Annotated in this window: 17 protein-coding genes; 8 read left to right on the top strand and 9 right to left on the bottom strand. The window is 72.3% G+C overall.

Annotated elements, in window-relative coordinates; genetic code table 11:
* Positions 1-24 precede the first annotated feature (24 nt).
* Positions 25-1,365: a hypothetical protein gene (locus AB0H21_RS33105; RefSeq protein WP_358524677.1), complete on the top strand. Its 1,341-nt coding sequence runs from the start codon at positions 25-27 to the stop codon at positions 1,363-1,365.
* A 53-nt stretch (positions 1,366-1,418) separates the two neighbouring features.
* On the opposite strand, the gene AB0H21_RS33100 is transcribed toward AB0H21_RS33105, so the two are convergent.
* The 3 genes from AB0H21_RS33100 to AB0H21_RS33090 form a co-directional block, all read right to left on the bottom strand.
* Positions 1,419-1,598: a hypothetical protein gene (locus tag AB0H21_RS33100; RefSeq protein ID WP_358524675.1), complete on the bottom strand. Its 180-nt coding sequence runs from the start codon at positions 1,596-1,598 to the stop codon at positions 1,419-1,421.
* Between the two features lie 305 nt (positions 1,599-1,903).
* A complete protein-coding gene (locus AB0H21_RS33095; protein ID WP_358524674.1) occupies positions 1,904-3,091 on the bottom strand; it encodes a protein phosphatase 2C domain-containing protein in 1,188 nt (395 codons plus the stop codon).
* Between the two features lies 1 nt (position 3,092).
* A complete protein-coding gene (locus tag AB0H21_RS33090) occupies positions 3,093-4,088 on the bottom strand; it encodes a hypothetical protein (protein ID WP_358524672.1) in 996 nt (331 codons plus the stop codon).
* Here AB0H21_RS33090 and AB0H21_RS33085 point away from each other — a divergent pair.
* From AB0H21_RS33085 to AB0H21_RS33055, 7 genes are all read left to right on the top strand, one after another.
* Positions 4,079-4,228 (top strand): hypothetical protein, encoded by a 150-nt coding sequence (locus AB0H21_RS33085; protein ID WP_358524670.1) that lies wholly within the window; start codon positions 4,079-4,081, stop codon positions 4,226-4,228. The two genes, AB0H21_RS33090 and AB0H21_RS33085, sit on opposite strands and share 10 nt — an antisense overlap.
* A 606-nt stretch (positions 4,229-4,834) precedes the next feature.
* Positions 4,835-7,369, top strand: coding sequence for a hypothetical protein (locus AB0H21_RS33080; protein ID WP_358524668.1), 2,535 nt, complete (start codon positions 4,835-4,837; stop codon positions 7,367-7,369).
* A complete protein-coding gene (locus AB0H21_RS33075) occupies positions 7,369-10,761 on the top strand; it encodes a hypothetical protein (protein WP_358524665.1) in 3,393 nt (1,130 codons plus the stop codon). Before AB0H21_RS33080 ends, AB0H21_RS33075 begins: the two co-directional genes overlap by 1 nt.
* 6 nt (positions 10,762-10,767) lie before the next feature.
* Positions 10,768-12,510, top strand: coding sequence for a hypothetical protein (locus AB0H21_RS33070; protein ID WP_358524662.1), 1,743 nt, complete (start codon positions 10,768-10,770; stop codon positions 12,508-12,510).
* Positions 12,511-12,653: 143 nt separating this feature from the next.
* Positions 12,654-12,890 (top strand): hypothetical protein, encoded by a 237-nt coding sequence (locus AB0H21_RS33065; protein WP_358524659.1) that lies wholly within the window; start codon positions 12,654-12,656, stop codon positions 12,888-12,890.
* On the top strand, positions 12,887-13,405 hold the full coding sequence (locus AB0H21_RS33060) for a hypothetical protein (RefSeq protein WP_358524657.1): 519 nt from the start codon (positions 12,887-12,889) through the stop codon (positions 13,403-13,405). Before AB0H21_RS33065 ends, AB0H21_RS33060 begins: the two co-directional genes overlap by 4 nt.
* Before the next feature lie 70 nt (positions 13,406-13,475).
* Positions 13,476-13,880 (top strand): RidA family protein, encoded by a 405-nt coding sequence (locus AB0H21_RS33055; RefSeq protein ID WP_358524656.1) that lies wholly within the window; start codon positions 13,476-13,478, stop codon positions 13,878-13,880.
* 84 nt (positions 13,881-13,964) lie between these two features.
* On the opposite strand, the gene AB0H21_RS33050 is transcribed toward AB0H21_RS33055, so the two are convergent.
* The 6 genes from AB0H21_RS33050 to AB0H21_RS33025 all read right to left on the bottom strand — a co-directional run bounded on the left by AB0H21_RS33050 (position 13,965) and on the right by AB0H21_RS33025 (position 23,342).
* A complete protein-coding gene (locus AB0H21_RS33050; protein WP_358524653.1) occupies positions 13,965-15,440 on the bottom strand; it encodes an ATP-binding protein in 1,476 nt (491 codons plus the stop codon).
* 91 nt (positions 15,441-15,531) lie between these two features.
* Positions 15,532-16,278 carry an acetoacetate decarboxylase family protein gene (locus tag AB0H21_RS33045; RefSeq protein WP_358524651.1) on the bottom strand — a complete coding sequence of 249 codons (747 nt, stop codon included), beginning with the start codon at positions 16,276-16,278 and terminating at the stop codon, positions 15,532-15,534.
* A gap of 213 nt (positions 16,279-16,491) precedes the next feature.
* A complete protein-coding gene (locus tag AB0H21_RS33040) occupies positions 16,492-17,607 on the bottom strand; it encodes a glycosyltransferase (RefSeq protein ID WP_358524648.1) in 1,116 nt (371 codons plus the stop codon).
* An 80-nt stretch (positions 17,608-17,687) separates the two neighbouring features.
* Complete coding sequence (locus AB0H21_RS33035) at positions 17,688-19,607, bottom strand: acyltransferase family protein (RefSeq protein WP_358524646.1); 1,920 nt, start codon at positions 19,605-19,607, stop codon at positions 17,688-17,690.
* Between the two features lie 226 nt (positions 19,608-19,833).
* Positions 19,834-21,645 (bottom strand): LCP family protein, encoded by a 1,812-nt coding sequence (locus tag AB0H21_RS33030; RefSeq protein WP_358524643.1) that lies wholly within the window; start codon positions 21,643-21,645, stop codon positions 19,834-19,836.
* A gap of 101 nt (positions 21,646-21,746) precedes the next feature.
* Positions 21,747-23,342: a hypothetical protein gene (locus AB0H21_RS33025; RefSeq protein ID WP_358524640.1), complete on the bottom strand. Its 1,596-nt coding sequence runs from the start codon at positions 23,340-23,342 to the stop codon at positions 21,747-21,749.
* Between the last annotated feature and the right edge of the window lie 201 nt (positions 23,343-23,543).

The raw sequence follows: 23,543 nt of genomic DNA, 5'->3' as shown, positions 1-23,543 counted from the left end.
GACGAACAGAATGGAGCCGGTCCGATGAACGACCTGCCGAGCGCCGACCTCCTGGAGGACGAGCCGGAACTGGACGCGCGGGACGTTCTGTCCCGCCCGGACCTGTTCCTCACCGAACGGTTCCTCGGCACGGGCGACCAGTGGTCGCGCCAGTCGGGCGCGGTCATGGCCCGCCCACTGGCCTACGTCGTCCCGGACGAGTGGCTCTCGCCCGCGCTGCGCGGCCGTCGCCGCAGCCTGGGCATCGACTACTACGGCGTGCTGTTCGCCTTCGACCTGGAGGGGCTGCCCGCCGAGCGCCGCTACACGCGCGTGCGCTTCGAGGTGCGCCTGATCGACGAGGCCACGCCGCTCAGCGTGCGCGCCGACGACGGCGCCTGGGACGAGGTGACCGGCCCCTGGCCCGCGCCACCGGCCACCGACGCGCGCAGGGGCCGGTGGATGTGGAGCCGGCTGCGCCGTTCCGGCCCCGGCGAGGAGGAGCCGGAGGTCTTCGGCATCCGCAGGACCGACGGGTTCGGCTACACCGTGACCGCCCGGCAGGGAGGCGCGCTGCGCCGCAGGTACGGCCTGCACGCGCTGGTGGAACTGCCCGTGGGGATCCCCGACCTGGCGGGCAGCGCGTCCCTGACCACCGAGATCACCCGCACCCGTCGTCAGCGGACGAACGTCCTGCCCACCGGCCTGTCCACGCCCGAGACGTTCAGCGAGCCGCTGCCCGTGACCGGCCACGACGGCCCGCCGCCGGCGCCTTCCCCGCGCGCTCGCGCGGCCGTGCGCCTGTGCGTGAGCGCGGACATCGAGAAGTACAGCAGGTTCGACGACAACGAGCAGGAGGCCGCTCAGGCGCGGCTGGTCCGGGTGCTGGAGGGCGCCCGGCGCCGGGCGGGCGTGGCCGAGGCCGAGGTCGGCTGCCAGCGGTCGGGGGACGGCCAGTTCGCGATCCTCCCCCCGGGCATCGACGAGACCGTGGTCATCCCCGAGCTGATCCGGGGGCTGCGCATCGAGCTCAAGGACGCCAACGCGGGCCTTGACGACCACCACCGCCTCCGGCTGCGCGTCGCGCTGTGCCGGGGGATCATCCGCGAGGCGGCGAACGGCTACGTCGGCGCGGCGTCGATCGCGGTGAACCGCGTCCTGGACTCGAGGCCGCTCCGGGACGCCCTCGCGGGGGACAGGTCCGCCGACATCGCCTTCGCCGTCACCGACTCCCTGTACCGGGAGGTGGTCGTCCACGGGTACGAGGACCTGATGCCTTCGGATTTCCGCCAGGCGGCCGTCGTGATCCCGGAGAAGCAGTTCTCCGAGACCGCCTGGCTCTTCGTCCCCCCGGCCCTGCGCGCGGCGAGCCTTCCGGTGTCCTGATCTCCGGCTCCGCGGCCCGCGGATCGGCCCACCGTCCGCGGACCGCCCGCCGGTTACTCGCCGGTGAACAGATATATCTCCAGGCGGGCGGTGCCGGGGGAGAGGGCGCCGTCGTGGAAGTCCCGCATCACCGCGCGCGAGAAGACCTTCGGGTAGGCCGCGCGCAGGTGCCGGTTCATCGTGCGGGCCAGCCCGGAGCCCATGGAGGCGTCGCCCGCGCCGAAGGTCAGCACCAGCCCGGCCCGCCCGCCGAGGAACCCGCGGTCACGGCCGCGCAGCTCGCCTCAGCCCCGCGGCCCCGCCCTGGACCCGTACGACGGCGACCTTCGGCTTCACCGACAGGCTGATCGCCACTGGGGACGGGGATGGGGACGGCGCGGTGGGCGACGGCGCCGGGGCCGGGGACGCGGGGGGTCTCGCGGCCGTCCCCGGTGCCGGGGCGGAGATTTCGGCACCAGCACGAGCGCGGCCAGCAGGTCCGCGAACAGCCAGCCCGCCACGGCGGTCGTGGACATGCCCGGCTCCCGGTTCCGCGACATCACCCGTCCTCCCGGCCCGCTTTCTTCTCCCACAGCACGATCGCCGTCCGGTCTCCCCGGCTCTGCGGCTCGGGGAGGGCGAGGTGCCCGAGGAAGCGGATCAGCGCGGGCGGCCCGTCCAGCCACTCCGCGGCGATCCGGTCGGCGAACCGCGGCCCCGACAGCAGGCGGGTCGTGGAGGCCGTGCACGCCACGGTGACCTCCCCGGCCGTGGTCGAGAACCGCTCCCACCGCACGGCGCCGGGGGACGTGGGCAGCAGTTCCTTGCTCCGCTCGGGCCCGCCCTCCTCGGGGTCGTACGCCTGGGCCGGGCCGTCCGTCCTGAGCACGGTCACCGACCCGGCGCCCACGCCGAAGACCAGGTGCTCGCGCTGCGGGCCGTCGCCGAGGCGGGTGAGCAGGCAGGTGAGGTCCGTCGCGACGTCCTCCGGGCCGAGGGCCCGCCACCGGGCGGCCTCGGTGAGCGGGTCGACCAGCCGGAGCACCACGTCGCCGAGCAGCCGATCGAGCAGGCCGGACGCCGCCGGGTCGCCGGCGACCGCCGCGCGCCAGGCCGCGTCCAGGTCCGGGGCGGCCTCCGACAGCCGGTGCTGGACGCTTCGGCAGACCTGCGCGGCGCCGATCTGGGAGCGTCTGCTGCTCGGCCGGCCCGCGGCGACCGCGGACAGCAGGACCGGCGGGTCGAACAATTCCAGGACGGCGAGCGAGACGGTCTGCTTGCGGAGCTGGGCGTTCTGACGCGCGGGCTCGCCGCGGACCGAGGCCGCGCGGACGGTGAGCCGGCCGAACCGGGCGCCGTCCACGACGCTGTCGGGCACGGTGTCGGGCACGTCCGGCAGCGCCTCGGGGTCGGCCAGGTGCTCGGCGCCGGGCGGGGTCTCCGGCTCCTCGTGCTCGACGTACGTGACGACCTCGACCGGACGATCGACGTGTTTCACCACCTCGACCGGACGGTCGACGTACGTGACGACCTCGACGGGGCGGTCGACGTACGTGACGACCTCGACGGGGCGGTCCACGTGTTTGACCACCTCGATCGGGCGGTCCACGTACTGGATCCGCGGGGCGACGGTGGCGGGGAGGAGGGCGAGCCGGGCCAGCAACTCCCGCTCCCGGCGCCACAGCACCCCGCAGGCCACCAGCGAGGCCAGCAGGAGGATCGTCACGATGGTGCTGAAGATGTCCATGTCAGGTGCTTTCTGCGATCGGCCCGTCGGGTCCGGGGAGGTCTTCGCGCGGGTGGTCCGTGGCCGTGCCGGTATGCCGGTCCGCTTCGCGCCGGTCACCGGGCCGCCCGTTCGGCGCGGTGACCGGCGCGATGACCGCTTCGGTGACGGGCGCGGCGTCCGGCATGGTGGGGAGAGGGACGGCGGTCCTGGTCAGGGTCTCGTTCAGCCGGTCGGCGGCGGTCATCATCGCCGCCAGGCCCGTCAGATGACGCTCCAGCGCCTCGAACCGGGCCACCGCCTCGGCCCGGTCGCGCGCGGCCGTCTCGACCAGCGCGCGGATCCGCTCGTCCGTCATCGCGGCCGCCGCCTGGGCGGACTCCGCCTGCTCGCGCGAGGTCTCGCGGACCTCCCGCGCCGCCGTGTTCAGCCGCTCGCCAATCAAGATCATCTTCTCCTCTAGGTCCACGGCCGCCGCCGCGACGGCCTCCTGGTAGGTGTGGCCGATGTCGCGGGCCGCCCGCCCGCCGGACGCGCCGATCTCGGCCGCGAAGCCGCCGCCCGCCGCCACGAGCCCGTCGGTGGCCTGGGAGACGCGCTCGGCCAGCCCGCCGAGGGTCTCCTCCACCTGGTCCCCGACCTCGCGCAGCGTGGCGCGGCCGGCCGCCTGGAGTGCCCCGAGCTCGGTCCTGGCGGCCTCGGCGGACGTCTCCAGCCGGGCCGCCGCGTCCGCGACCTGTCCCGTGATCTCGTCCCCGAGCCGGCCCACGACGCCGCGCAGCGCGGTCGCGGCGGCGCCGGCCGCGGCGCTCGTGGTCTGGAGCCGCTCGGTCGCGGTGGTCAGGGACGTGGCCGAGGCCCGCAGCTCCTTGGACGCCTGCGCGTTGCGGAGCGCCAGGTCGGAGGTGCTGCGCTGCGTGGTCGACGTCCTCCAGGAGCTCGCCGAGGCGGTGGGCGGCGAGCGACAGTTCGGCGGCGAACCGGGCCGGAGAGCCCAGGCGCCGCCGGTTGAGCGCACGCTGGGCTCGGCTCAGCACCGGCACCAGCCGCGAGAGCAGCGCCTCGCGACGCCGGGCGGCGGCCTGCTCGTCCGCCTGCCGCAGCCCGGAGGCGGCGGCCGTGACGGCGATGAGCAGGCCGATGGACACCAGCGCGTAGGCCGCCACGTGGGTGAGGTCGAGCAGGCCGGTGAGCCGTCCGCCGAAGCCGCTCTGCCAGAGCTCCAGGAAGCTGTGGCCGGCGGCGGCGCGCCGGCCCTCGGGGTCGCCGAGCATGGAGCCGTAGGCGGAGGCCGCGCCGCTGATGCCGAGCCACGTGCACAGCAGCGGCAGGAAGACCAGGCTGGAGGCGAGCAGCGACAGGTTCCGGCGCAGGCGGGGGCGTCGCGTGGGCGCGGGGGCGAGCACGTCGTCCCGTGCGAACGTCGCGAGCAGGTCCGTGCCGGTCCAGGGATCGGCGTCCGCCGAGCCATGCGCCGGGCCGTCCCGCAGGATCGCGCTCAGCTCGAGCAACTCGGCGGCGCGGCCCCTCAGCTCGGGTTCCGCCGCGAGCCCGTCGATCGCCTTCGCGACGGCGCCGTCGGCGCTGTGCTGCTCCCTCACCGCTCCGTCCTCTCTACGTCCGCGGGTGGATCCGGCGTCGAAAGTCCTCCCAGTCAACACAGGACGTTTCTCCGGAAACCCGTTTAAGGACGGGATGCGGTGCCCTGTCCTGTCCGTACGCTCACGCCGTACTCCGGGAGGCGGGAGGGCCGGCCTTATGGCGATGGATGAGATAGCGGCGATGCGCGCGGACGCGGAGAAGCTGCGCGCCGCGCTGAACGCCCACGTGTTCCCTGACGACGAGACGCTGCGCGCTGTGCGCGACCGTGTCGAGCAGCACGCGCTGGACCTGATCACGCAGGCGGACGAGCCGATCACCATCGGCGTGGTGGGCGCGTTCTCGGTCGGGAAGTCCATGATGGTCGGCACGCTCCTCGGCCGCCCCGACCTGCTCCCCACCGAGCAGCGCGCGACCACGGGCAACGTCACCGCGCTCTACCTGAAGCCCGGCGAGCCGGGCGCGCGCACGGAGTGGGACGAGCTCGCGACCGTCACGTACATGAGCCGCCAGGAGCTCACCGACTGCGTGCGCGACATGCTCGGCGAGCTCGTCCTGTCCGTCAAGAAGATCTTTCCGGACGCCGACGTGGCGCCGCTGGCCGAGTACGACCCGATCGCCCAGGGCTGGGACCGGCTGGAGCACTGGTGCCGGGCCCAGATCTGGGCCGGCGCGCACGGCAACATCGAACACCGGAAGATCGCTGTCGAGCTGCTGGCCGTCCGCGACGCGCACCTGAGCGCGCCCGACCTGCTCGGCCAGCGGGTGGTCGTCGTCGGCAAGCTCATCCGCGATACCGTCGACCTCGGCGACGACATGCCGGTCCCCGGGCAGTTCCCGGCCCGGTCGGTCCACTCGGTCACCCTGGACGGGGTCACCCGCGACGGTGAGGCCCTGCGCGCGACCTTCCCCCTGATGAAGCGCGTGTCCTACCGGGTGCGGGTGGACCCGGGGGTGTGGCCGCTCGGCGGGCTGAGCGACCGCAACGAGGTCGTGCTGCTGGACTTCCCCGGGCTGGACTCGCGGCGCTCGGCGCTGCGGGACGAGTACCTGAGCCGCAGCGAGCTCCGCGACATCCACACCATCATCACGGTGATCGACGCGGACAACCCCTCGACCAGCGTGCCCGACCGGTTCTACGGGATGCTGCAGCGGTACGGGCGCGACGAGAAGGAGCTGCGCGACTACGTCCTGGTCGCGGGCAACCGCTTCGACCTCGTCCCCCCGCCCACGACGGGAGTGTACGACCAGCTCACCTTCGCCGACCTACGCGCGGCGTCGCAGAACCTGACCGGCCTGTCCAACACCGCGCTCAACCTCGTCCAGGACCAGGCCGAGCGGATCCGGCTGGTCTCCTCGCCCGTCGCGATGAGCAGGACCGAGCTGACCGGCTACTTCCCCGGCGAGGAGGGCGAGAAGGTCCAGGCCGCCGTGGCCGCCGCGCCCGCCGTCGCCGACCGGTGGCGCGAGATCGCCGCGCGGCTGACCGCCGCCGACCCGTCCGACCTGTGGGCCGTCTCGCTGGCCGGCTTCGCCGAGGACGGCGGCATGAGCGCGCTGCGGGCGCTGATCGAGGACCACGCGCGCACGCACGGCCTCCAGAACAAGTTGCTCACCATGCGCAGCCAGGACAGGCGCATGCGCGACGCGCTCGTCCAGCTCGAACGGCTGCTGCTGGCCGAGGAGCTGACCGACGACGAGAACTCCTCGGCCCGCCGGCTCGTCGAGGAACTGTTCAACGACTTCCGGCTGCGCCACCAGCGGGTCGCCGAGTCGCTCAAGGCGCTCCACGACCCGGCCGGGCTGCGCGCCGCCGACGGGGCGCCGCTCGTGGAGCGCATCCGCACCTCGGCCGTCACCGAGGTCATGCGGTGGCCGGAGTGGCAGGCCATCCTCCAGCGCTCCCAGGACGGGTTCATCCCGAAGACCGAACGCGCCGAGCCGCCGGCCGTGGACTGGTTCCTCGACGAGGACGATCTGGAGGGCGACAGCTCGCTCGGCAACGAGACCACGGTCACGTTCTTCGACTCCTACGCGGACGTCCTCAGGGCGGCGGCCACGCGCGGACGTCGCGGCGTCGAGGAGGCGGCGCTGCGCTGGATCGAGTCCAGCGTCGAGCCGCTCGGCGACCTCAAGGAGCGCTTGGGCGACCCGGAGGTCGCCCGGCTGCTGGACGCCGGGCTGCCCAAGCTCGGTCGGCTCTACGGCGCGGGCGTCGGGCAGGTGCTCACCCGGCTGGCCGACCTGTCGTGGATGGCCAAGGGCGTCAAGAGGATCCTCGAAGGCGAGACGCCGGTCGAGGACGTCGCCGCCGGGTACCCGCTGTACCTGGAACGGGCCCTGCCCTGGCACGCGGACGTCCACGAGGGGCCCGGCGACGTGGAGCAGCAGATGGCCCGCCACCAGGTCTACGTGTTCCGGCTCCAGCGGGAGCTGTGCAACGGGCTCACGGCCGGGCTGACGGCCCAGGCCAACGCCGACGTCGAGCGCCTGCACGGCGAGATGCTGAAGGTGCTCCAAACCCTGTGGCAGCGGATCCCGGGCCCCGCCGCGCCCCGCCTGATGTTCCCGCCCGACCGCAGGAGGCCGGACGACGATGACGGGACGTCCGGGACCGGCGGGTCCCCGCAGGACGGCGGCGGGCCCGGAGGCGGCGCGAGCCCGCTCATCGAAGTGATCGCGGAACTGAGGAGCCGGTGATGTTGCTGGAACTGTCCTTCGAGACGCCGGGCGAGCACGTCCAGGTGGCCGCCACCGGGGCGTTCCGCCTGTACGAGACCGGCGGCGTCTACGTGCTGCCCGACGTCGTGCTCTTCACCGGCCCCGCCGTCCCGAAGGCGGAGCTGCAGGAGGCCGCCGTCGTGAAGGCGAGCGGGTCGACGCCCGACCAGCAGGACCTCGCGGCGGCGATCCGCGTGACGTGGAACGAGGCCGCCGCACGGGCCGACGTCTGGGAGACCGGGCGGAGCTGGGTGTCCGGGCGGAGGGAGCTGGCCACCCGGGTCCTCGTGTCCGCCGGGCTGCCCGGGTTCGGCCCCGGCTCGTCCCCCGAGGTGGTCGTGACCTGGCGGTACGTGTACACGGACGTCACCGGCGTGTTCGCGTCCAACGACGTGCGGGTGCGGCTGGTCTTCATGCCGGTGGGCGTCCGGCCTCCGGTCCCGGCGGAGGGCACGTCCCCCCACAAACCGTCCGTGCTGCGCGTGCGCGGCGAGGACGAGAAGGACTACACCGGCTTCGCCGTGGTCGACTTCGGCACATCGTCCTCGGCCGTGGCGCTCTACGACTCGCGGCACGTCCACCAGCGGGCCATCGACACCGGGCAGGCCGCCCGGCTGCGCAAGGAACTGGCCGGGCTGCTGCGCGCCACGCCGCCGTCCCCGCTGGACGTCCAGTGGCGGGCCCTGCTGGAGGAACTGGTGGAAACCGTCCGGCCTCGGCTGCCCGCCCCCGGTGTCGCGGACGCCGGGGCCCTCGCCGACCGGCTGACGGGGCACCCCGTGTCCGGCGGCGGGGGGACCGACCCGCTGCTGGACGAGATCTGCCTGGTGCTGGAGAAGTCGCTCGCCGCGTGCGGGACCCACCTCGCCGAGTGGTTCGCGCCCCGGCTGCTGGCCTGCCTCGACCACGCGTTCGGCGTGCCGAACCTGGAGGAGCTGCAGATCCGCCAGGTGGTCTTCGACCTGGACGAGGACCTGCGGGAGCGGCCGAGCTCGATCCGCGTCACCCGCGAGAACCCGGTCGAGATCGAGCTCAGCGTGGACGGCCAGGGCGTGCGGCGCGACCTGAAGAGCTACCTGTTCGAGAGCGAGCTCCTGCCCGGCATGACCGTCGAGGACGGCCGCGAGGCCACCACCGACGACCTGATCGCCCGGGTGTACCGCATCCTCGTCGAGGACACCGAGAACTTCGCCCGCGACGGGGACGAGAAGCCGGTCGAACGGCTGATCAACCTGGTGGCCACCTACCCGACCACCACCCCGCCCTCCGCCCGCCGTCACCTGCACGACCTGCTCGGAGTGTCCCTCGACCTGAAGAAGGTCGTCATCGACTTCGACGAAGGAGTGGCCGCCGGCCTGTACTTCCTCATGCGCGACTTCGGGAGCGGCAGGCTGGAGTTCGGCGCCGAGGCGATCCGCGCCCGCGCCCGCCAGGTGTCCGCCGACCCGCCCACCTGGCGGCAGAACATGCTGCTCATCGACATCGGGGCGGGCACGACCGACATCGCGCTGATCGGCCTCACCCTCCAGGACATCACCCCCGACCACCCCAACAGCCTCGTCCGGGGACGGCACTACATCCTGCGCCCGGAGGTGCTCAACTCCACCGGCCACGCCCAGCTCGGCGGGAACTACCTGACCCTGCGCGTCTTCTACTGGATCAAGGCGGCGCTGCTCGACTCCCTGCTGTCGGGTACCGGCGCCGAGGAGCAGCGGCGGGAACTCGCCGAGCGCGTCTTCGGCAGATTCCGCGGCAAGGACATGGACGCGGGGCAGCGCGTGCCGCTGGCGCCGCTGGTCGTCGGCTCGGACGCGGAGGAGCCCGTCCCGGAGGACCTCGGGAACGCCCTGAGCGCGGGCCTGCCCACGCACTGGCACCGCCGTTCCGAGGGACAGCAGAAGGCCCAGGACGCCTTCCAGCTCCTGTGGAACCTCGCCGAGAAGGCCAAGATCGACCTGAGCGGCACCGACGGCGACGGGATCGACCTGGGCCACACCGCCCTGCAAGATTTCCTGCGCGCCGTCGACGCGCAGAAGGTCCCCGGACTGCCCGCGCTGATCGACCTCCTGCCGAAGGCGGACCTGCGGCTGCTCCGCGAGGACTTCGAGACGCTGCTCCGCCCGGCGCTGCAGGAGGCGGCGGAGCTGGCCGCGTGGCTCGTGCGCACCACGCTGGCCGACTCGGAGGAGACCTCGCTCGACCGCGTCATGCTGTCCGGCAAGACCAGCAAGATGCCGCTGCTGTCCCAGGTCGTCACCAAGGTGCTCGCGCAGGGCGAGGAACGGCTGCCGTGGAACCCCTCCGAGCTGGCCGTCGAGTCCGAGCTGGCCAAGCAGGCGGCCTCCCTCGGAGCCTGCTGGGCGCAGGCCATCCGCGAGCGCGGGACCGGCGGCGGCGAGTCCGAGCTGGACCGGGGACGCACATGGGTCAACATCGACGTTGAGAACCTGTTCCACAGCCTGCCGTGCGGGTTCCAGCTCAAGCTCGCCGCCAAGCAGAGCAAGACGCTGCTGTCACCCGGCACGAAGATGATCGAGGTGGACGACAAGCACACGCTGGCCGCCAGGGCCGCCGAATGGCAGCCCATGATCCCCAACTTCGAGATCCACCGCCCCACCGGCTGGGGCCGGACCATCCAGTGGGGGGTGTTCCGCACCTACAACTACCAGGACCGCGGCGGCTACCGCCCGGACAGGACCATCTTCGAACCCAGCTCGGACGGCACCCGGCCCGCGCTCGTGCGGGCGCAGCTCGAAGTCGACCAGTCCCTCACCCCGTACCTGCACCTCAGCCACGGGCCCGCCCACTACCACGTCGGAGTGGTCGCCAACCAGGTCATCGACCTGCGCTCGGCGCTCGGCGCGTCCTGCTGGAGCACCGAGGAACGGCGGCTGCGCGAGCTGCCCGCGACGGTCTGCGTCGTCGCCGCGGACGCCGACGGGTCCACCGGCGCCGTCGAGCTGTTCCCCCAATGGCGGCCCGCGCCCGGCGACGAAGTGACCGGCTACTTCACCCGGTTCTTCCACGACGAGGCCCACCTGGAGAGCCCCGCCGTCCCCGGCGTGATCTCCGCGCCGCTGCCGCCCCCGTCCTCCGAGGGCGACTACCGCTTCTTCCTGCGCCGCCCCGACGGCAAGGAGGAGGAACTGGACATGCTGCACGTCACCGGTCGGCGCGGGCCCGCGGCGCGGTACGTGGCGAGCCTGGACGTGCGCGGACGGCTGCGCCTGCACCGCGGCGAACCCCGCTACTGGGAGGCCAAATCCGTGCGCGACGTCGAGCGGACCCCCGGATCGGTCCTGCGCGTCTCCATGGAACCGGGCGAGCCCGAACTGAGGCCCGAGCGCAACCCGTTCAATGGAAGGCACTGATCCGCCATGACCACGCCGAGCGCCGCCGGCCCCGAACGACTCGGCCCGGCCCTCATCGAAATCCTCACCCGCCTCCCCGAGGAGCGTGCCCATCCCGTCCGGGCGAAGCTGCGCGAGCTGCGGCACACGCTCGACGACGGCGTGAGCGCGGCCCTGGACGTCGAGGCCCCGGAGGGGAGGGAGGAGGAATACCGGCTCGCCTGCACGGCGAGACAGGCCCTGGAAACCGTCCTGAAAACCGCCCACCCCACCCCCGCACCTCCGTCGCCCACTGCTACGCCCGTGCCCCCGGCTCCGACGCCGACCGCGCCAGATGACCCGACCCTGCCCCTGACCTCGACCGTGACGTCGACCTCGCCGGTGACCTCGCCCCTGGCCGTGAGGTCGGCCGTGACCGCACCGGATGAGCTCGCCGAGGTCCCGACGCCGGAACGCGATGAGAAGGACACCGCCGACACGGCTCCCAAGGCCGCCGTGGGCAACGCGGGAAACGTCGGCAAGGCGGCTGACGTGCCCACCGCTGCCACGAAGGGGGTCGCGACCCCCGTCAGAGAGGAGGCGGCACCCGTCCTCACCGCGCCCGAGCACGACCCGCTGCCCGTAAAGGATGCCGTGGACCCTGTGGACGCTGCCGCGCCTGGGGACGACGCGGTGGCCGCGGACGGTACCGCCCCCAAGGCGACCCCCGTGGCGGGCGGCCAGGAGCCGTCCGGGGGCGGTGATCCGGCGTCCGCGCCCCTGAGCCGGGAGGAGGCCGTCGCCGGCGCGTTGCGAGAACTCTGCCGGGAGCTGTCCGACTCCCCGGAGACGGAGGATTACGCCGCCGCCTACGAGCTGAACGACCTGACCGGCCCGGCCCTGACCGGCTCCTACCAGGAGTGGCCGGCGGCCGTACGGCGACGGGCGGACCTGCTGTTCCTGCGCCTGGCGGAGGACGCGGCGGAGGCGTGGAGACGTCGCTCGGCCGCCCTGGTCGCCCAGGCCCTCCGCGACAACGGTCACACCGAGGAGGCTCACGCGGGCGACCTCGCATCGGCGTGCGGGCCGGACGGCGGCGCGGCCCCCGAGCCGCCGGACACCCTCACCCCGGACGTCGACGACCCGGATGTTCTCGACTCGGACGCACTCGACCCGCGTCGAGGCCGTACCCGTACGTTGGCGCGGGTCTCCTTCGACCCGGAGGTCGTCACGACCCTCCTCGGCGCGAACCCGGAGCGCGGCGAACCGTGGAGGAGGCTCGCGGAGCTGGCCGCGTCGATGATCTGGCTGGCCGAGCACGACCCCGCGACGTGGATCGGCCTCGAGGCCATCGCGCCCGACGGTGGCCTGCGTCCCGCGGCCGACGAGGTCACGTCCTACCGCGAGGCCATCGCGAGCCGCTTCGGAAACCTCCTGGAGGCGGAGCCCGGCAGCGCCGCGGAGTTCGCCAGGCTGGCCGAGACCGATGAGGCGATCCGAGGGCTCGTGCCGATGCCCTTCCCGCGACGGGACAGTTGGTGGGACCGGCAGGTCAGGTCACTGCGGACCATCATCGTCGGGCACCCCGAGGGACACGGCGCGACCGTGATCACCCCGGGAAGCATCCCCTTCAAGAACCTGCGGAAGGAGAACAAGGTGGCGGTGTCCATTGCGCTCAGGGGTAACGGCTACCCGGGCCTTGCCCGCTGCGAGCGGGGAAGCGTCGTATGGACCCTGCGCGTGGGATACGGCTCGAACAACGTCAGCCGAGTCGTCTACGTCCCCAGCTAGTGACAAACCCCCCGCAGGCCCCGGCGCCCGACCTCGTGCCGAACACCACGTCCGTTCCGGATCCTGCATTCGTGCCGAGCACGGCGTCCGTTCCGAGTCCTGGACCTGTGCCGAGGACCGGGTCTGTTCCGGGTCCCGGGCTCATGTCGAGCACCCCTTCGGACGAGGCGGGGGCCGTCGTCGGCGCGGGCGGGGTGCCGGAGCGATGGCCGAGGGTCGCGTCGCTGCTCGCGAGGATGCCCGTGACGGTCACCGGAGGACTCCTGCCGCAGCGCCTTCTGGACGACCTCACGGCCATCACCACCGGCGCGCCGGCCCGAGGGGAGTACGAACTCCGCGTCCTCGCCGTACCGGCCCTCTCGGGATGGCGGCCGCCATGACGCTGCGTGCCGCGCTGGCAGGCGCCCATTCGGCGCTCCTGATCGTCGACTACCGGGACCTCTACGGGAACGTCGCGCCGGATGGCGCCCGCGAGCGCCTCGCGCAGGTCGCCACGTGGTTCTCCGTCGCCCTCGAACACACCGGTCCCGAGCGGACGACGCTGGTCGTCGACGGCCTGGGACGCGCACGCTCCGATTCGGTCGTGGCCGCCGCCTGGGCGCGGCAGCGGGTCCGAGCGAAGCTGCGCCTTCCTCCCTCCTGGCCCGACGAGGCCATCGTCCCCATCGACTCGGTGCTCGCCGCCGAGGCCGTGCGGCGCGACGGGAGGTGGGCCGACGAGGACTGGCGGGCGTCCGGCATGCCCGCCCTCCTGGACCGGGTCACCGCCCCGCTGGCCGCAGATCCGGTGGCCCTCTACACGTCCGCGGCCGTCACGCGGTTCCACGCCGCCTGCACGTGGATGAGCCGCCGGTGCGCCGAAATCCTCGCCCTCGCCGTCCCCCTGACACGGTGACGGGCGTCCGCGCCAACGATTTCGACATAACCGATGTTTCGGCCTTCGGTCCCTGAAAAGATCGGATCTCGTGACATCGAAGCCTCAGATGGAGATCGTGACGCACGACCCCGATGTCGGGGTTTATGCGAGCAGTAGTGACTATGTGCATGCGGTCGAGGTACGCAACGCCCAGCGGCTGTTGTTCGTGGCCGGGACGATGGGCCTCGACGCGACGGGTGCGGTCGGCGCCACACTGGAGGAGCAGCTCGGTCTCATCTGGTCCAACCTCCGGACGATCCTGGCGTCGGCGGGCATGACCGTGGACAACATCGTGCGCCTCACCAGTTACCTCCGCGACGCGTCGTACGCCGAGGCGAACGCGGCGGCCCGCGTGGCGGCGCTCCGCGGACGCGTGATCCCGACCACGGCGATCGTCGCCCAGACCCTCGACACCGACTGGCTGGTGGAAATCGAAATAACCGCCGCCGGCTGACCGCAGCCCCCCACCCGCGAAGCCGCCCGCCGGCACGCCGAAAGAACACCCGCCCCTCTGGTGAGCAGACCCGGCGCTTCCTGGTCAGGCGTTGCCGTACAGCATTGGGATGTCGACGAGGAGGATCGCCGGGTCGCGCTTGGCTTCGGCGCGCAGGGCGTCATGGAACCCGGCGCCGCTGTAACAGGCCAGCGTGGTGTTCGTGGTGTCGTAGCCCTTGGCGGCCAGCAGATCGCGAGCCCGGCGGAGGCGTTCAAGGTGGCGAAGATCCATGACCTTGTCCCATTTGGCCTCCCCGAGGGACTTGACCGCACGCGCCTCACCCGCGTGCGCGACGCCGAGAACGGCGATGTCCACGTCGATCCGGGACTTGTTGGCGGGATCCGCGACCGTCCCGGCCACGACCTCGCCGATGCCTCCCTCGCCGAAGTGCGCCCGGCCGTAGCGCAGCGCGTACTCTCTGCAGAGGGTCTCGAAGTGCGGGCCCATCACCTTGGAGAGGAAGCGCTGGCGCGACCGTTCCCAGACTTCCGCGGCGAAGCCGAGGCTCAGATCCGTCCATTCGGGACGCATGATCGCCTGGTAGAAAGTGATCAACGGCTCGGCGATGCGGTAGCGCGTCCGTCCTGACTGGAAGGCGTCCTTCTCCTTCACGAGCAGGCCGCAGTCCTCCAAAACGTTGAGCGGGTGGGCGATGTCCGAGGACCTGTGGCCGATATGACTGGCTATGCCGCCCCAGGTGTTGTTACCTTCCGCAACCGCGGACAGAACCGAGTGGTACAGCGCGGGATCGCGGATGTCGGACTCCTCGGTGAGGAGATAGCGGCCTTCGCGGAAGAGGGACGTCCGCCGGTTGAGCACCGTACGCGCCACCCACCCATCGAAGTCGCCGGCCGACGACGGGATGTCGCCTGCCACGAACTCGTCCCGGTACGCCGGGGTGCCTCCGACGATCGCGTGGAGCATCGCGGCCAGCCGGGGGTCGGAGATTCCCCAGAAGTCGGCCGCCGCGCGGTACGGGAGAGACTGGATCACCAGTTCCAGTCGTGCCCGCCCGCGCAAGGGCGCCTGCCCGGACAGCACCTTACCCATGACGGGCAGCGCCGAGCCGCAGATCAGCACCCGGGCGTTGCTGGTGCCCCCATGCGTACGGCCTCGTAGGTCGATCTCCTGCTTGAGGATGGACGGGATGGCGGAGTTGGCCCTCATCAGATACGGAAACTCGTCGATGACCAGGGGCATCGGACGATCCTTGGGTAGCGAGAAGAAGAAGGTGAGCGCGTCCCGCCAGTCCGCGAAAGGGTAGCCGACCGGAGAACCGGAGTGGCGGGCGAGGGCCATACCGAACAGGCGGAGCAGTTCGACGTTCGTACCCTCGGTCGCCTCGAAGTAGAACCCTCCGAGGGCTTCGGTCAAGGATCTCAGCAGGAACGTCTTTCCCTGACGCCGTCGCCCGCTGACGACGCCGAAGGAGACCTCGGCATGAGAGCCGGTCGCGAATGAGGTGAGCGCTTCCCATTCCCAGTCACGGTCGAAGACGTGGGTCGGCTTGGGGACCAAGAGTGATGTCTCCAATACTGAAGTACAGTTCGCTGAACTGTACTTCAGCGCACCCGGGTTCCGGGTGTGGACGGCGCGGCTGAGTGGTGGCTCAGGAGTGGGGGAGGGTTTCGGGTTGGGCGAAGGTCATGGTCATGTGGGTGATCGTCGTGGTCAGGAGGGCGTGTTTGGGGAGGCCGAGCTCGCTGAGCTCCTTGGCGATGGGGTGGTTGCCCAGCCTGATCAGCGCGCCGCCCGGGCGGGAGCGCACGCTCTGGGGGCGGGTGGTCCAGCGGACGCGGCGGGTCGTGCCGTCCAGGTGCGTGTACGCGTCCAGGCGGGTGGAGCCGGGCGGGACGGGCATTCCCGGGCGGATCAGCAGGTCGAGGATGAGACGTCCGTCCTTGCGGAGGATGCATCGCTTGTACGGCGAGGACATGCGCAGGTCGATCTCGGCGAGTTCCTTGGGGAAACCCCAGATCGAGCGGCCCGCCTCCATGGTGAAGCGCTGGTCCACGGGGAGCCAGTGGACGAACGCGCCCGTGCCCTGCTTGCGCAGCTCGCGCATGCCGTGCAGCGCGTTGCGGGCGGCGGACGGCCGGTGCGCGTCCGCGGGGCGTACCATGAAGCCCACGCCGAACTCGTTGTACGCGCCGAGATCGCCGTCGTCGTAGCGGATGAACCCGAGCACGCACAGCGCCTTGCCGGGGAGCACCTCGGTGACGTCAAGGTCGGGAGAGTAGGCGAGCACGGCCCGGGCGGCGTCGGCGCGGACGGTGTAGATCGCCGCGCAGGCCGTGGCGTCCGCGACCTTCACCGGCAGGGTGACCTCGCGCCCCTGGATGAGATGGCTGGCCATGACACCAAGTACACCAACCCCAGGTGCCCGACGCCACCGGTAGCAGAACGACGCGGGAGGGCCGTGTGGTGAACAGCCCATGCGGGCCCTTAGCGGGATGGGTCTACGGGGATGCCGGCGCCTTTGTGCGGTGCTGAGGGGCTTGGGGGGTGTTCGTGTTCGACCGCACGGCGCTCGTCCGGGTGAGGGCCCGGGGACGGGTGAGGGTGCCGGTCAGGCGGGGACCACTCGGGGGAGGGCGGCGGCGGGGGTGGGGAGGGACCATTCCTCCAGGCGGGCTATGAAGTCGCGGGCGTGGTCAGGCCAGTGGTAGTGGCCACGGGCCTCGGCGTAGCCGCGGGCGCCCATGACCGCGCGGCGCTCGGGGTCGTCGCGCAGGCGCAGCACCGCCTGGGCCACCGCGTCCACGTCGCCGTACGGGACGATGACGCCGCAGTCGGCGCGGCCCACGATCGAGGCGGCCATGGGAAGCGGCGTGGTGATGGTCGGGATGCCCCTGGCCATGTATTCGATGATCTTGGTGGGCAGCGACTGCCGGTAGTTGGGCACGTCGTGCAGAAGAGAGAGCCCCGCCAGAGCCCCTTCGGCCATGCGCAGCGCGTGGTCGTTCGGCACGTACCCGTACCAGTCGAGCAGGCCCGCGCGCTGGGCGTCGCGCAGCATGGGGCGCACGTCCGGGTCGGCGGCGCCGACGAGGTCCAGCCGGACGCCCGCGGGCGCGAGCCGGCGCGCCAGTTCGATCATCTCCAGCGCGCCCCTGGCCTCGGACAGGTGGCCGACGTAGACGAGCCGGTTGGCGCCGGGGAGCGGCGGCGGCGTCGCGGGCACGTACGTGGTGTTGGGGATCACCGGATGGTTGCCGAGGAAGCGGTCGCGGTAGGCGGCCTCGGCGAGGATCAGGTGCATGCGCCGCTCGGCCCGGCTCTCGATGCGGTTCACGAGGTGCGGGAGCATCCGGCGGGCCGATTCGGGCAGGTACGTCTTGGTTTCCAGCGAGCCGACGAGGTCCTCGTGCACGTCCCACACGGTGGTCGGCCGCTTGCGGGGCAGGGCGAGCAGCAGCTCGATGTCGTGGATCAGCAGGATGTCGGCGTCCATGGCGCCCTTCTTGAGGGCGCGCCGCGCGGCGCTCAGCGCACGTCCCCGCCGCAGGCCGACGGCGCGGGGCACGTCGATCGCGGTGATCTGGCGGGGCGGGGTGACATTGCAGTGGGTGAACGGCGCGATGTACGTCACCGCATGTCCGGCGTCGAGCAGGGCGCGGATCTGCCGGTGCATGATCCGAGCGTCCTCCGGATGGTGGACGATCGTGCCGACACATACCTTCATATGTAGATGTTGGGTGCCGTTTCCTTCAGATCCGGATGCGTCCAGTTAATCGCGGTGGAAATGCCGTTGAACATACGCCCCTAGCGGGCACCCGCGCTGGCCTCGGCGGACGGCCTGCGGTAAAGCCAGGTGAGGCGTGGTTCGAGCAGCCATTTGAAGACCGTTCGGGTCTCCGGCAGGCACAGAATGATCGCCAGGGCGAAGCAACTGCTCGTGATCGCCATCACGCCGAGCGGGCCGTGCAGCCACGGGAAGCCCAGCCAGCCCATTTCTTTGGCGATGTACACCGGCACACCGTGCAGCAGGTAGCAGTACAGGGTGCGGGTGCCGAGGTCGGAGAACCAGGTGTTCTTGCGGGGGACCAGGGCGAGGACGGCCGCCGAGACGAGCAGCGCCGCGACCAGCAGGGCGGCGCGCATCGCCATGCCCATCCACCACGACATGTGCAGGTCGGCGTAGCTGTCCTTGTAGTAGATCGGGCCGAGCGGCACGCGCGGCGAGATGAAGATCGCCACCGCGGCCGCGCCCGCGAGCACGCCGACCGCGAGGATCTTCACCCAGAGCCGGTCGAGCAGGTCGAAGTGGTGGGGCTGCAGCAGCAGGCCGAGCACGAAGAACGGCATGAGCCCGAAGAAGCGGTCCATGCTGAAGTCGCCGGGCAGGTCCGACAGGCCCGCGAGCAGGTAGACGGCGACCGCGATCGGCAGCGGGTAGCGCATGCGCTTCCACACGGGCGTGGACAGCCGCCACAGCAGCAGGGCGAGCAGGTACCAGTTCAGCCAGGCCGGGTCGATGATCGTCAGGCTGAACTTGTGGCCGAACGCGAAGCGGAGCAGGGCGTACCCGAGTTCCACGACGACGTACGGCATGAGGAAGGTGTCGACGAGCTTGTTGGTCTTGGCGTTGGAGTTCCAGAAGTTCCGGCTCAGGTAGCCGCTGATGATGACGAACAGCGGCATGTGGAACACGTAGATGAACAGGTACGCCGACCGCGAGGAGTGGGCCGACAGGGTGGGCACCAGCGAGTGGCCGGTGACGACCAGGGCGATCAGCAGGAACTTCACGTTGTCGAGGTACGGCTCGCGCGGGCGCTTGGCGGGCCGGGCCTCCGGGGCCTCCTCGGCCTCGGGGGCGGGCGCGTCCCAGGTGGCCTCGGTGGACGGGCGCCGGCCGCGGGCGCCGCCGCCCATGCCCGGGGCGCCGAAGCCGGAAGGCGCGGACCCCCGCGTGTCCCAGCCCGGGGGAGGGGGCGCCGGCGCCTCGGGGACCCGCCGCTCCCAGTACGAGAAGCCGTCGGAGGACGGCGAGGCGGAGGCCGGGGGAGCCTCCCACGCGGGCACCGGCGGGGGCGGCGCCTGGCGGTCGCCGGCGGGCGGGGTGGGCCCGTCCCACGCCTGCGGCCCGGACGCCTCCCACGCCTGCGGCCCCGACGCGTGGTCACCCGCCTGCCGCGCGTGCTGGCCGGGCTGGAAATACGAACCGGACGCGTGCTCGCCGGCCCGGCTCGTGGGCCCGGATTCCTCACGGCCCCAGGACGGGCTCGGCCCCGGCGCCTGCTGGTCCCAGGACGGGGTCACCGGTCCCGATGGGTGCCGGTCCCAGGACGGCGGCGCGGCGTGGCCACCGGAGGAGGTCTGCGGGGGCTCGTCCCACGAGGGACGGTCGAAGCTGAACGTCTCCGGGTCGTCGTCACCGATGGGACGGCGGGCGCCGTCGTGAGGGGTGGGCGCGTCCGGCTCGGCGACGGGCCACAGGGGCTGCCGGGGCTGGTCGCCGGTCTGCGGGCGCAGCCGGTCCCAGGCGCCCGTCGGCGGCTCGGCGTAGTCGGGGACGGGCCAGCGGGCCGTCGGCGCGTCCTCCTCGGTCGCCTTCGCGTCCGGGCCCGGCTCGACGGGCCCCTCTCCTGGTCTGCCGGGGACGGCCGTGGCGTCGGCGTCGGCGGAGACGTCGTCGGTGCGGGGCGCCGGAACCTGGAAGGAGGAGGATCTCGTGTCGCTCACGGGGGAAAGCTCGGCTATCTGTCGGGAGACCAGGGCTGGCGTCTGGAGGGCGGCCTGTTTCTGCGAGGCGGACGGGAATGGCGGAAGGCGGCCCGGCCAGATCATTCACCATAACGCGCCCGCCGGTCGTTGTCGCGGCGGAGAGCCGAGTTCCCGCAGATTCGATCATGAAAAGGCCCGGCCCCACCGGGGGACCGGGCCGTTCCGCACGACGATCAGGCGCGGGTCAGGTGCTGCACACGTCGGTCTTGGAGTCCACGACGCGGGCGCTGTCCGGGATCGTCACGGGCACCTTGACGCCCTTGAAGTCGGCGCCGACGACGAGCTGGATGACGGGGCTGCCGGGCTCGGGCGTCGCGGTCGCCCCGGCGGGCGGATTGACCGCCGCGGACGGAGTGAACGGGGTGGTGAGCCCGGTCTTCACCTTGCCCGCCGCGGGCGTCACCTTGGTCATGAGCTTGGCGGCCAGCGGGGCGGCGTAGTCGGCGCCCTCGGCGGCCGTCTTGGCGTAGAGGACCATCGTCTGCGGCCGGTCGGTGCCGTCGGCCTGCCGCGCGTCGCCCACCTGCGTGACCTTGAAGCCCTGGGCGGCCAGCGCCTCGGCGACCTCCTTGGCCTTGCCACCGGTGTTGGTGCCGTTGAGCACCTGCACCTGGATCTGTCCCGGCTTGGGCGCGGGCTTGGCGGGGGCGCCGGACGTCGACGCCGCCGCGCTCGGCTTGGCCGTCGGGGTGACCTCGATGTCGTTGCGCAGCGACTCGAACATGCGCCCGGCGTCCGGCTGCTTCCACTGCACGCGGTTCTTGTCCGCCGGGTACGGCTCCCAGGGGACGGTCACGAACTTCACGCCCTTGGCGGTGAGGCTGCGGGCGCTCTGCGCGATCTCGATGAGCGTGTCGACGTCGAGCTGCGGGTCCATGACCACCGCCTTGGCGGCGGCGGAGACCAGGCCGAGCAGCTTGGTCGGGTCGGTCAGGGTGTCTCCGCTGGTGGCCTTCTTCGCCACCTGGGAGAGGAAGATCTGCTGGCGCTTGATGCGGCTGATGTCGCTGCCGTCGCCGAGGGAGTGGCGGGCGCGGACGTACGCGAGGGCGGTCTCGCCCTTCACGATCTGCTTTCCGGCTTGGAGGTGGAGCTTGGCGTCCTTGTCGTCGACGGCCGTGGGGACGCAGATCTGGATGCCGCCGAGCGCGTCGACGATGCTCTTGAAGCCCGTGAAGTCGACCTTGATGTAGTGGTCGACGCGGATGTTGGTGTTCGCCTCGATCGTGTTGATCGTGCAGGCCATGCCGCCCTCGTTGAACGCCGAGTTGATCATGTCGAGGCGGGGCGGGATCGCGGCCTTCGTCCGCGCGTTCTTGCAGGCGGGGATCTGCACCATCGAGTCGCGCGGGAAGCTGATCAGCGTCGCCTTGTCGCGGTTCGGCGAGACGTGCATGAGGATGATCGTGTCGGTGCGCTCGCCCTCGCCGGCCATGTGCTGGCCGTACCTCTTGTTGTCGCCGGCGCGGGAGTCCGAGCCGACGAGCAGGACGTTGAGCGCGCCGGTGCTGTTGACCGGGCGGTTGGCGTTGAGGTCGCCGTTGACGTCCTCGGTGTGTATGCCGCCCAGCAGGTTGCGGTACAGCGTGTAGCCGGTCAGCGCGACGATCACCAGCACCGCGGTGAGCGCGATGCTGATCCACGACAGCACCCCCATGCGCCGGCCGCCGGACGGGGGGTTGCGCCTGCGGCCCCGCGAGGGCTCGTCGGGCGGCGGGGGCGGCCCGCCCCGGCGGCGGCCGGAGCGCGGAACGTCGGCCGGGTCGGTCTCCTGCATGCTGCGGGAACGGGTCGGGGCGTAGGCGCCGTGCGCGCCGGATTCCTCGTGCGCGGCGACGAGCTGGTCGGGTGGGACGCCGCGGTGGCGGCGGCCGCGTTCCCCCTGGGACGGCGGAGGCGGGCCGGGAGGCTGCTGGCCCCGGCCGCGGCTCCGGCGGCCGGGTTGTGGCGGCTCGCCCCGGGGGTCTCCGACCGCGTCGTGTCGGTACTCGCTCATTTCGTCATGAGGTTAGTCATCGGCCCGGCCCTGGGAGCCATGATCGGGTGAATGAACGCATGATCATGAGGACTCCAGAGGGGTTCGTCCGGCGGTCAAGCCTACTCAGGCGAGGATATTCGGTGGAATATCGTAATCCCTGGCTTTACTGGAAGTTCACAGGAACCGGTGGGATCGGGCTCTGACCGGGGGCGGCCCCGTCCCGCCAGCGCCGCCGCCAGGCACGCCAGCGGCACCGACGGCAGCACGTATCGATAGTCGAACTGAGCCGTCACGGCCGGGGTCAGCAGCAGGGCCACCGACGACGCCCACGGCAGCGTCCAGGCCGTCCCCGTACGCCCCCGCCGCCGCGCCGCACGCGCGACCGCGACGGCGGGAGGCAGGAGCAGGACGACCAGCAGCGCGGTGCCGGGCAGCCTCACCACGTGCTGGTAGCCACGCGTCCAGCCCGCGAACGGTTCGACGATCCACGTGCCGATCGGCCCCCGCTCGTAGCGCTCGGCGAACGCGGCGCCGACCGTGGCGGGGTAGCGCCCGGGCGGCGGAGGCGGCGTGGCCGGGAACTCGTAGTAGCCGTAGATCTCGCGGTCCGGGTAGACCGGACGCCCCCAGGTGAACGTCCGGGCGAACTCCGACAGCACCGAGGCCGCGAAGTCCCCCGGCTGGCTGCGGATCGCCAGGGACGCGAACCGCCCCGCGAGCCGGTCGGTCTGTTCGGTGAAGGTGATGCCCGGCAGCGCCACCAGCGGGGACCAGGCCGCCCAGATGTACTCCTGGGACGGGGGACGGCGCTCCGGCGGGGTCGGGTCGCACAGCACCGCCAGGTCCGGCGACGGGCGCATCACGCCGCAGTCGGCGAACGCCATCGTCCGCGAATACAGGAAGACCCCGTTGGAGCCCACGATGCCGAACCGGTGGTAGGTCGCCGAGAACCACGCCGCGTACGCCGCGACCGGCGCCAGCGCCACGGCCGCGAGCAGCCCCGCGAGGCCCAGCCGCCGCGACCGGGACGCCCACACGCGGAGCCGCACCCCGGGAGGAACCCGTGTGCCCTCCGGGTAGGCCCTGCGCGTGCCTCCCGGGCGGTGCCCGGCGACCAGCCGCACCGCCGTCCAGCATGTCACCAGCGCGATCAGCGGCAGGCCGACCGTCCTGGTCAGCGTCGCGGCGCCGAGGAGCAGGCCCGCCGCGCAGACCGTGCGCCAGGTCGGCTCGCGCAGGGCCGCGACCACGGCCCCGGCCACGAGCAGGCCGAACAGCGCGTCGGAGACGAGCAGGTGCTCCAGCTCGATCTGGTAGGCGTCGAGCAGCACCGGCGCCGCCGCGAGCGTCCCCGCCCACCGCCGCCCGCCCGCCCGCAGGACGGCGTGGTAGACGAGCACCGCCGTCGCCAGGCCGATCAGATGCTGGACGAGGACCACCGCCGCGAAGCTGTGGAAGGGCTCCAGCAGCCGCAGGAACATCGAGTACCCGGCCGGGCGCACCAGGTCGGGCCGGGGCCGCATCGCGGTGACCACGTAGGTGTAGGAGTCGGGGAACCAGAGCGCCGGGCGGTACCCGAGCATGGCCACCGCCCGCAGCGCCGCGCCCACCGCCAGCAGGGCCAGGAACCACCGATGCGCACGGGCCGCACGAAGGGCCGCCGCGCCCAGCCGCCGGGCCGCGCGTGCGAGGCCCGGCCCCCTCGCTGCTGCCACTGGCTCCCCCTGCTGGTCGGATGCGGATACGCGTCGTCGACGGCCACTGGCGACCCTACGAGAAGAGCCGCCCCGAGGCACGCCCGGCCGCACGAGAAGCGCCACCCTGGGGCACGCCGGGCCGCCGGGCGGGCGCCGCGCCACCAGGGGACGGACCGGCGGCTAGGCTTTCTGATTCGATCAGTGAATCGTAGTTATGTC

This window comes from Sphaerisporangium sp. NPDC051011 (genome assembly GCF_040653595.1).
GTDB lineage: Bacteria > Actinomycetota > Actinomycetes > Streptosporangiales > Streptosporangiaceae > Sphaerisporangium.
Note: the sequence above shows the minus strand (reverse complement) of the source record. Positions and strands in the feature narration are given on the sequence as shown.

Bases quoted from the DNA above. Each gene is read 5' to 3' on its own strand.
- AB0H21_RS33105 (WP_358524677.1), top strand. From the start codon at position 25: ATGAACGACCTGCCGAGCGCCGACCTCCTGGAGGACGAGCCGGAACTG.
- AB0H21_RS33095 (WP_358524674.1), bottom strand. From the start codon at position 3,091: ATGGACATCTTCAGCACCATCGTGACGATCCTCCTGCTGGCCTCGCTG.
- AB0H21_RS33080 (WP_358524668.1), top strand. From the start codon at position 4,835: ATGGATGAGATAGCGGCGATGCGCGCGGACGCGGAGAAGCTGCGCGCC.
- AB0H21_RS33075 (WP_358524665.1), top strand. From the start codon at position 7,369: ATGTTGCTGGAACTGTCCTTCGAGACGCCGGGCGAGCACGTCCAGGTG.
- AB0H21_RS33070 (WP_358524662.1), top strand. From the start codon at position 10,768: ATGACCACGCCGAGCGCCGCCGGCCCCGAACGACTCGGCCCGGCCCTC.
- AB0H21_RS33065 (WP_358524659.1), top strand. From the start codon at position 12,654: ATGTCGAGCACCCCTTCGGACGAGGCGGGGGCCGTCGTCGGCGCGGGC.
- AB0H21_RS33060 (WP_358524657.1), top strand. From the start codon at position 12,887: ATGACGCTGCGTGCCGCGCTGGCAGGCGCCCATTCGGCGCTCCTGATC.
- AB0H21_RS33045 (WP_358524651.1), bottom strand. From the start codon at position 16,278: ATGGCCAGCCATCTCATCCAGGGGCGCGAGGTCACCCTGCCGGTGAAG.
- AB0H21_RS33040 (WP_358524648.1), bottom strand. From the start codon at position 17,607: ATGAAGGTATGTGTCGGCACGATCGTCCACCATCCGGAGGACGCTCGG.
- AB0H21_RS33030 (WP_358524643.1), bottom strand. From the start codon at position 21,645: ATGAGCGAGTACCGACACGACGCGGTCGGAGACCCCCGGGGCGAGCCG.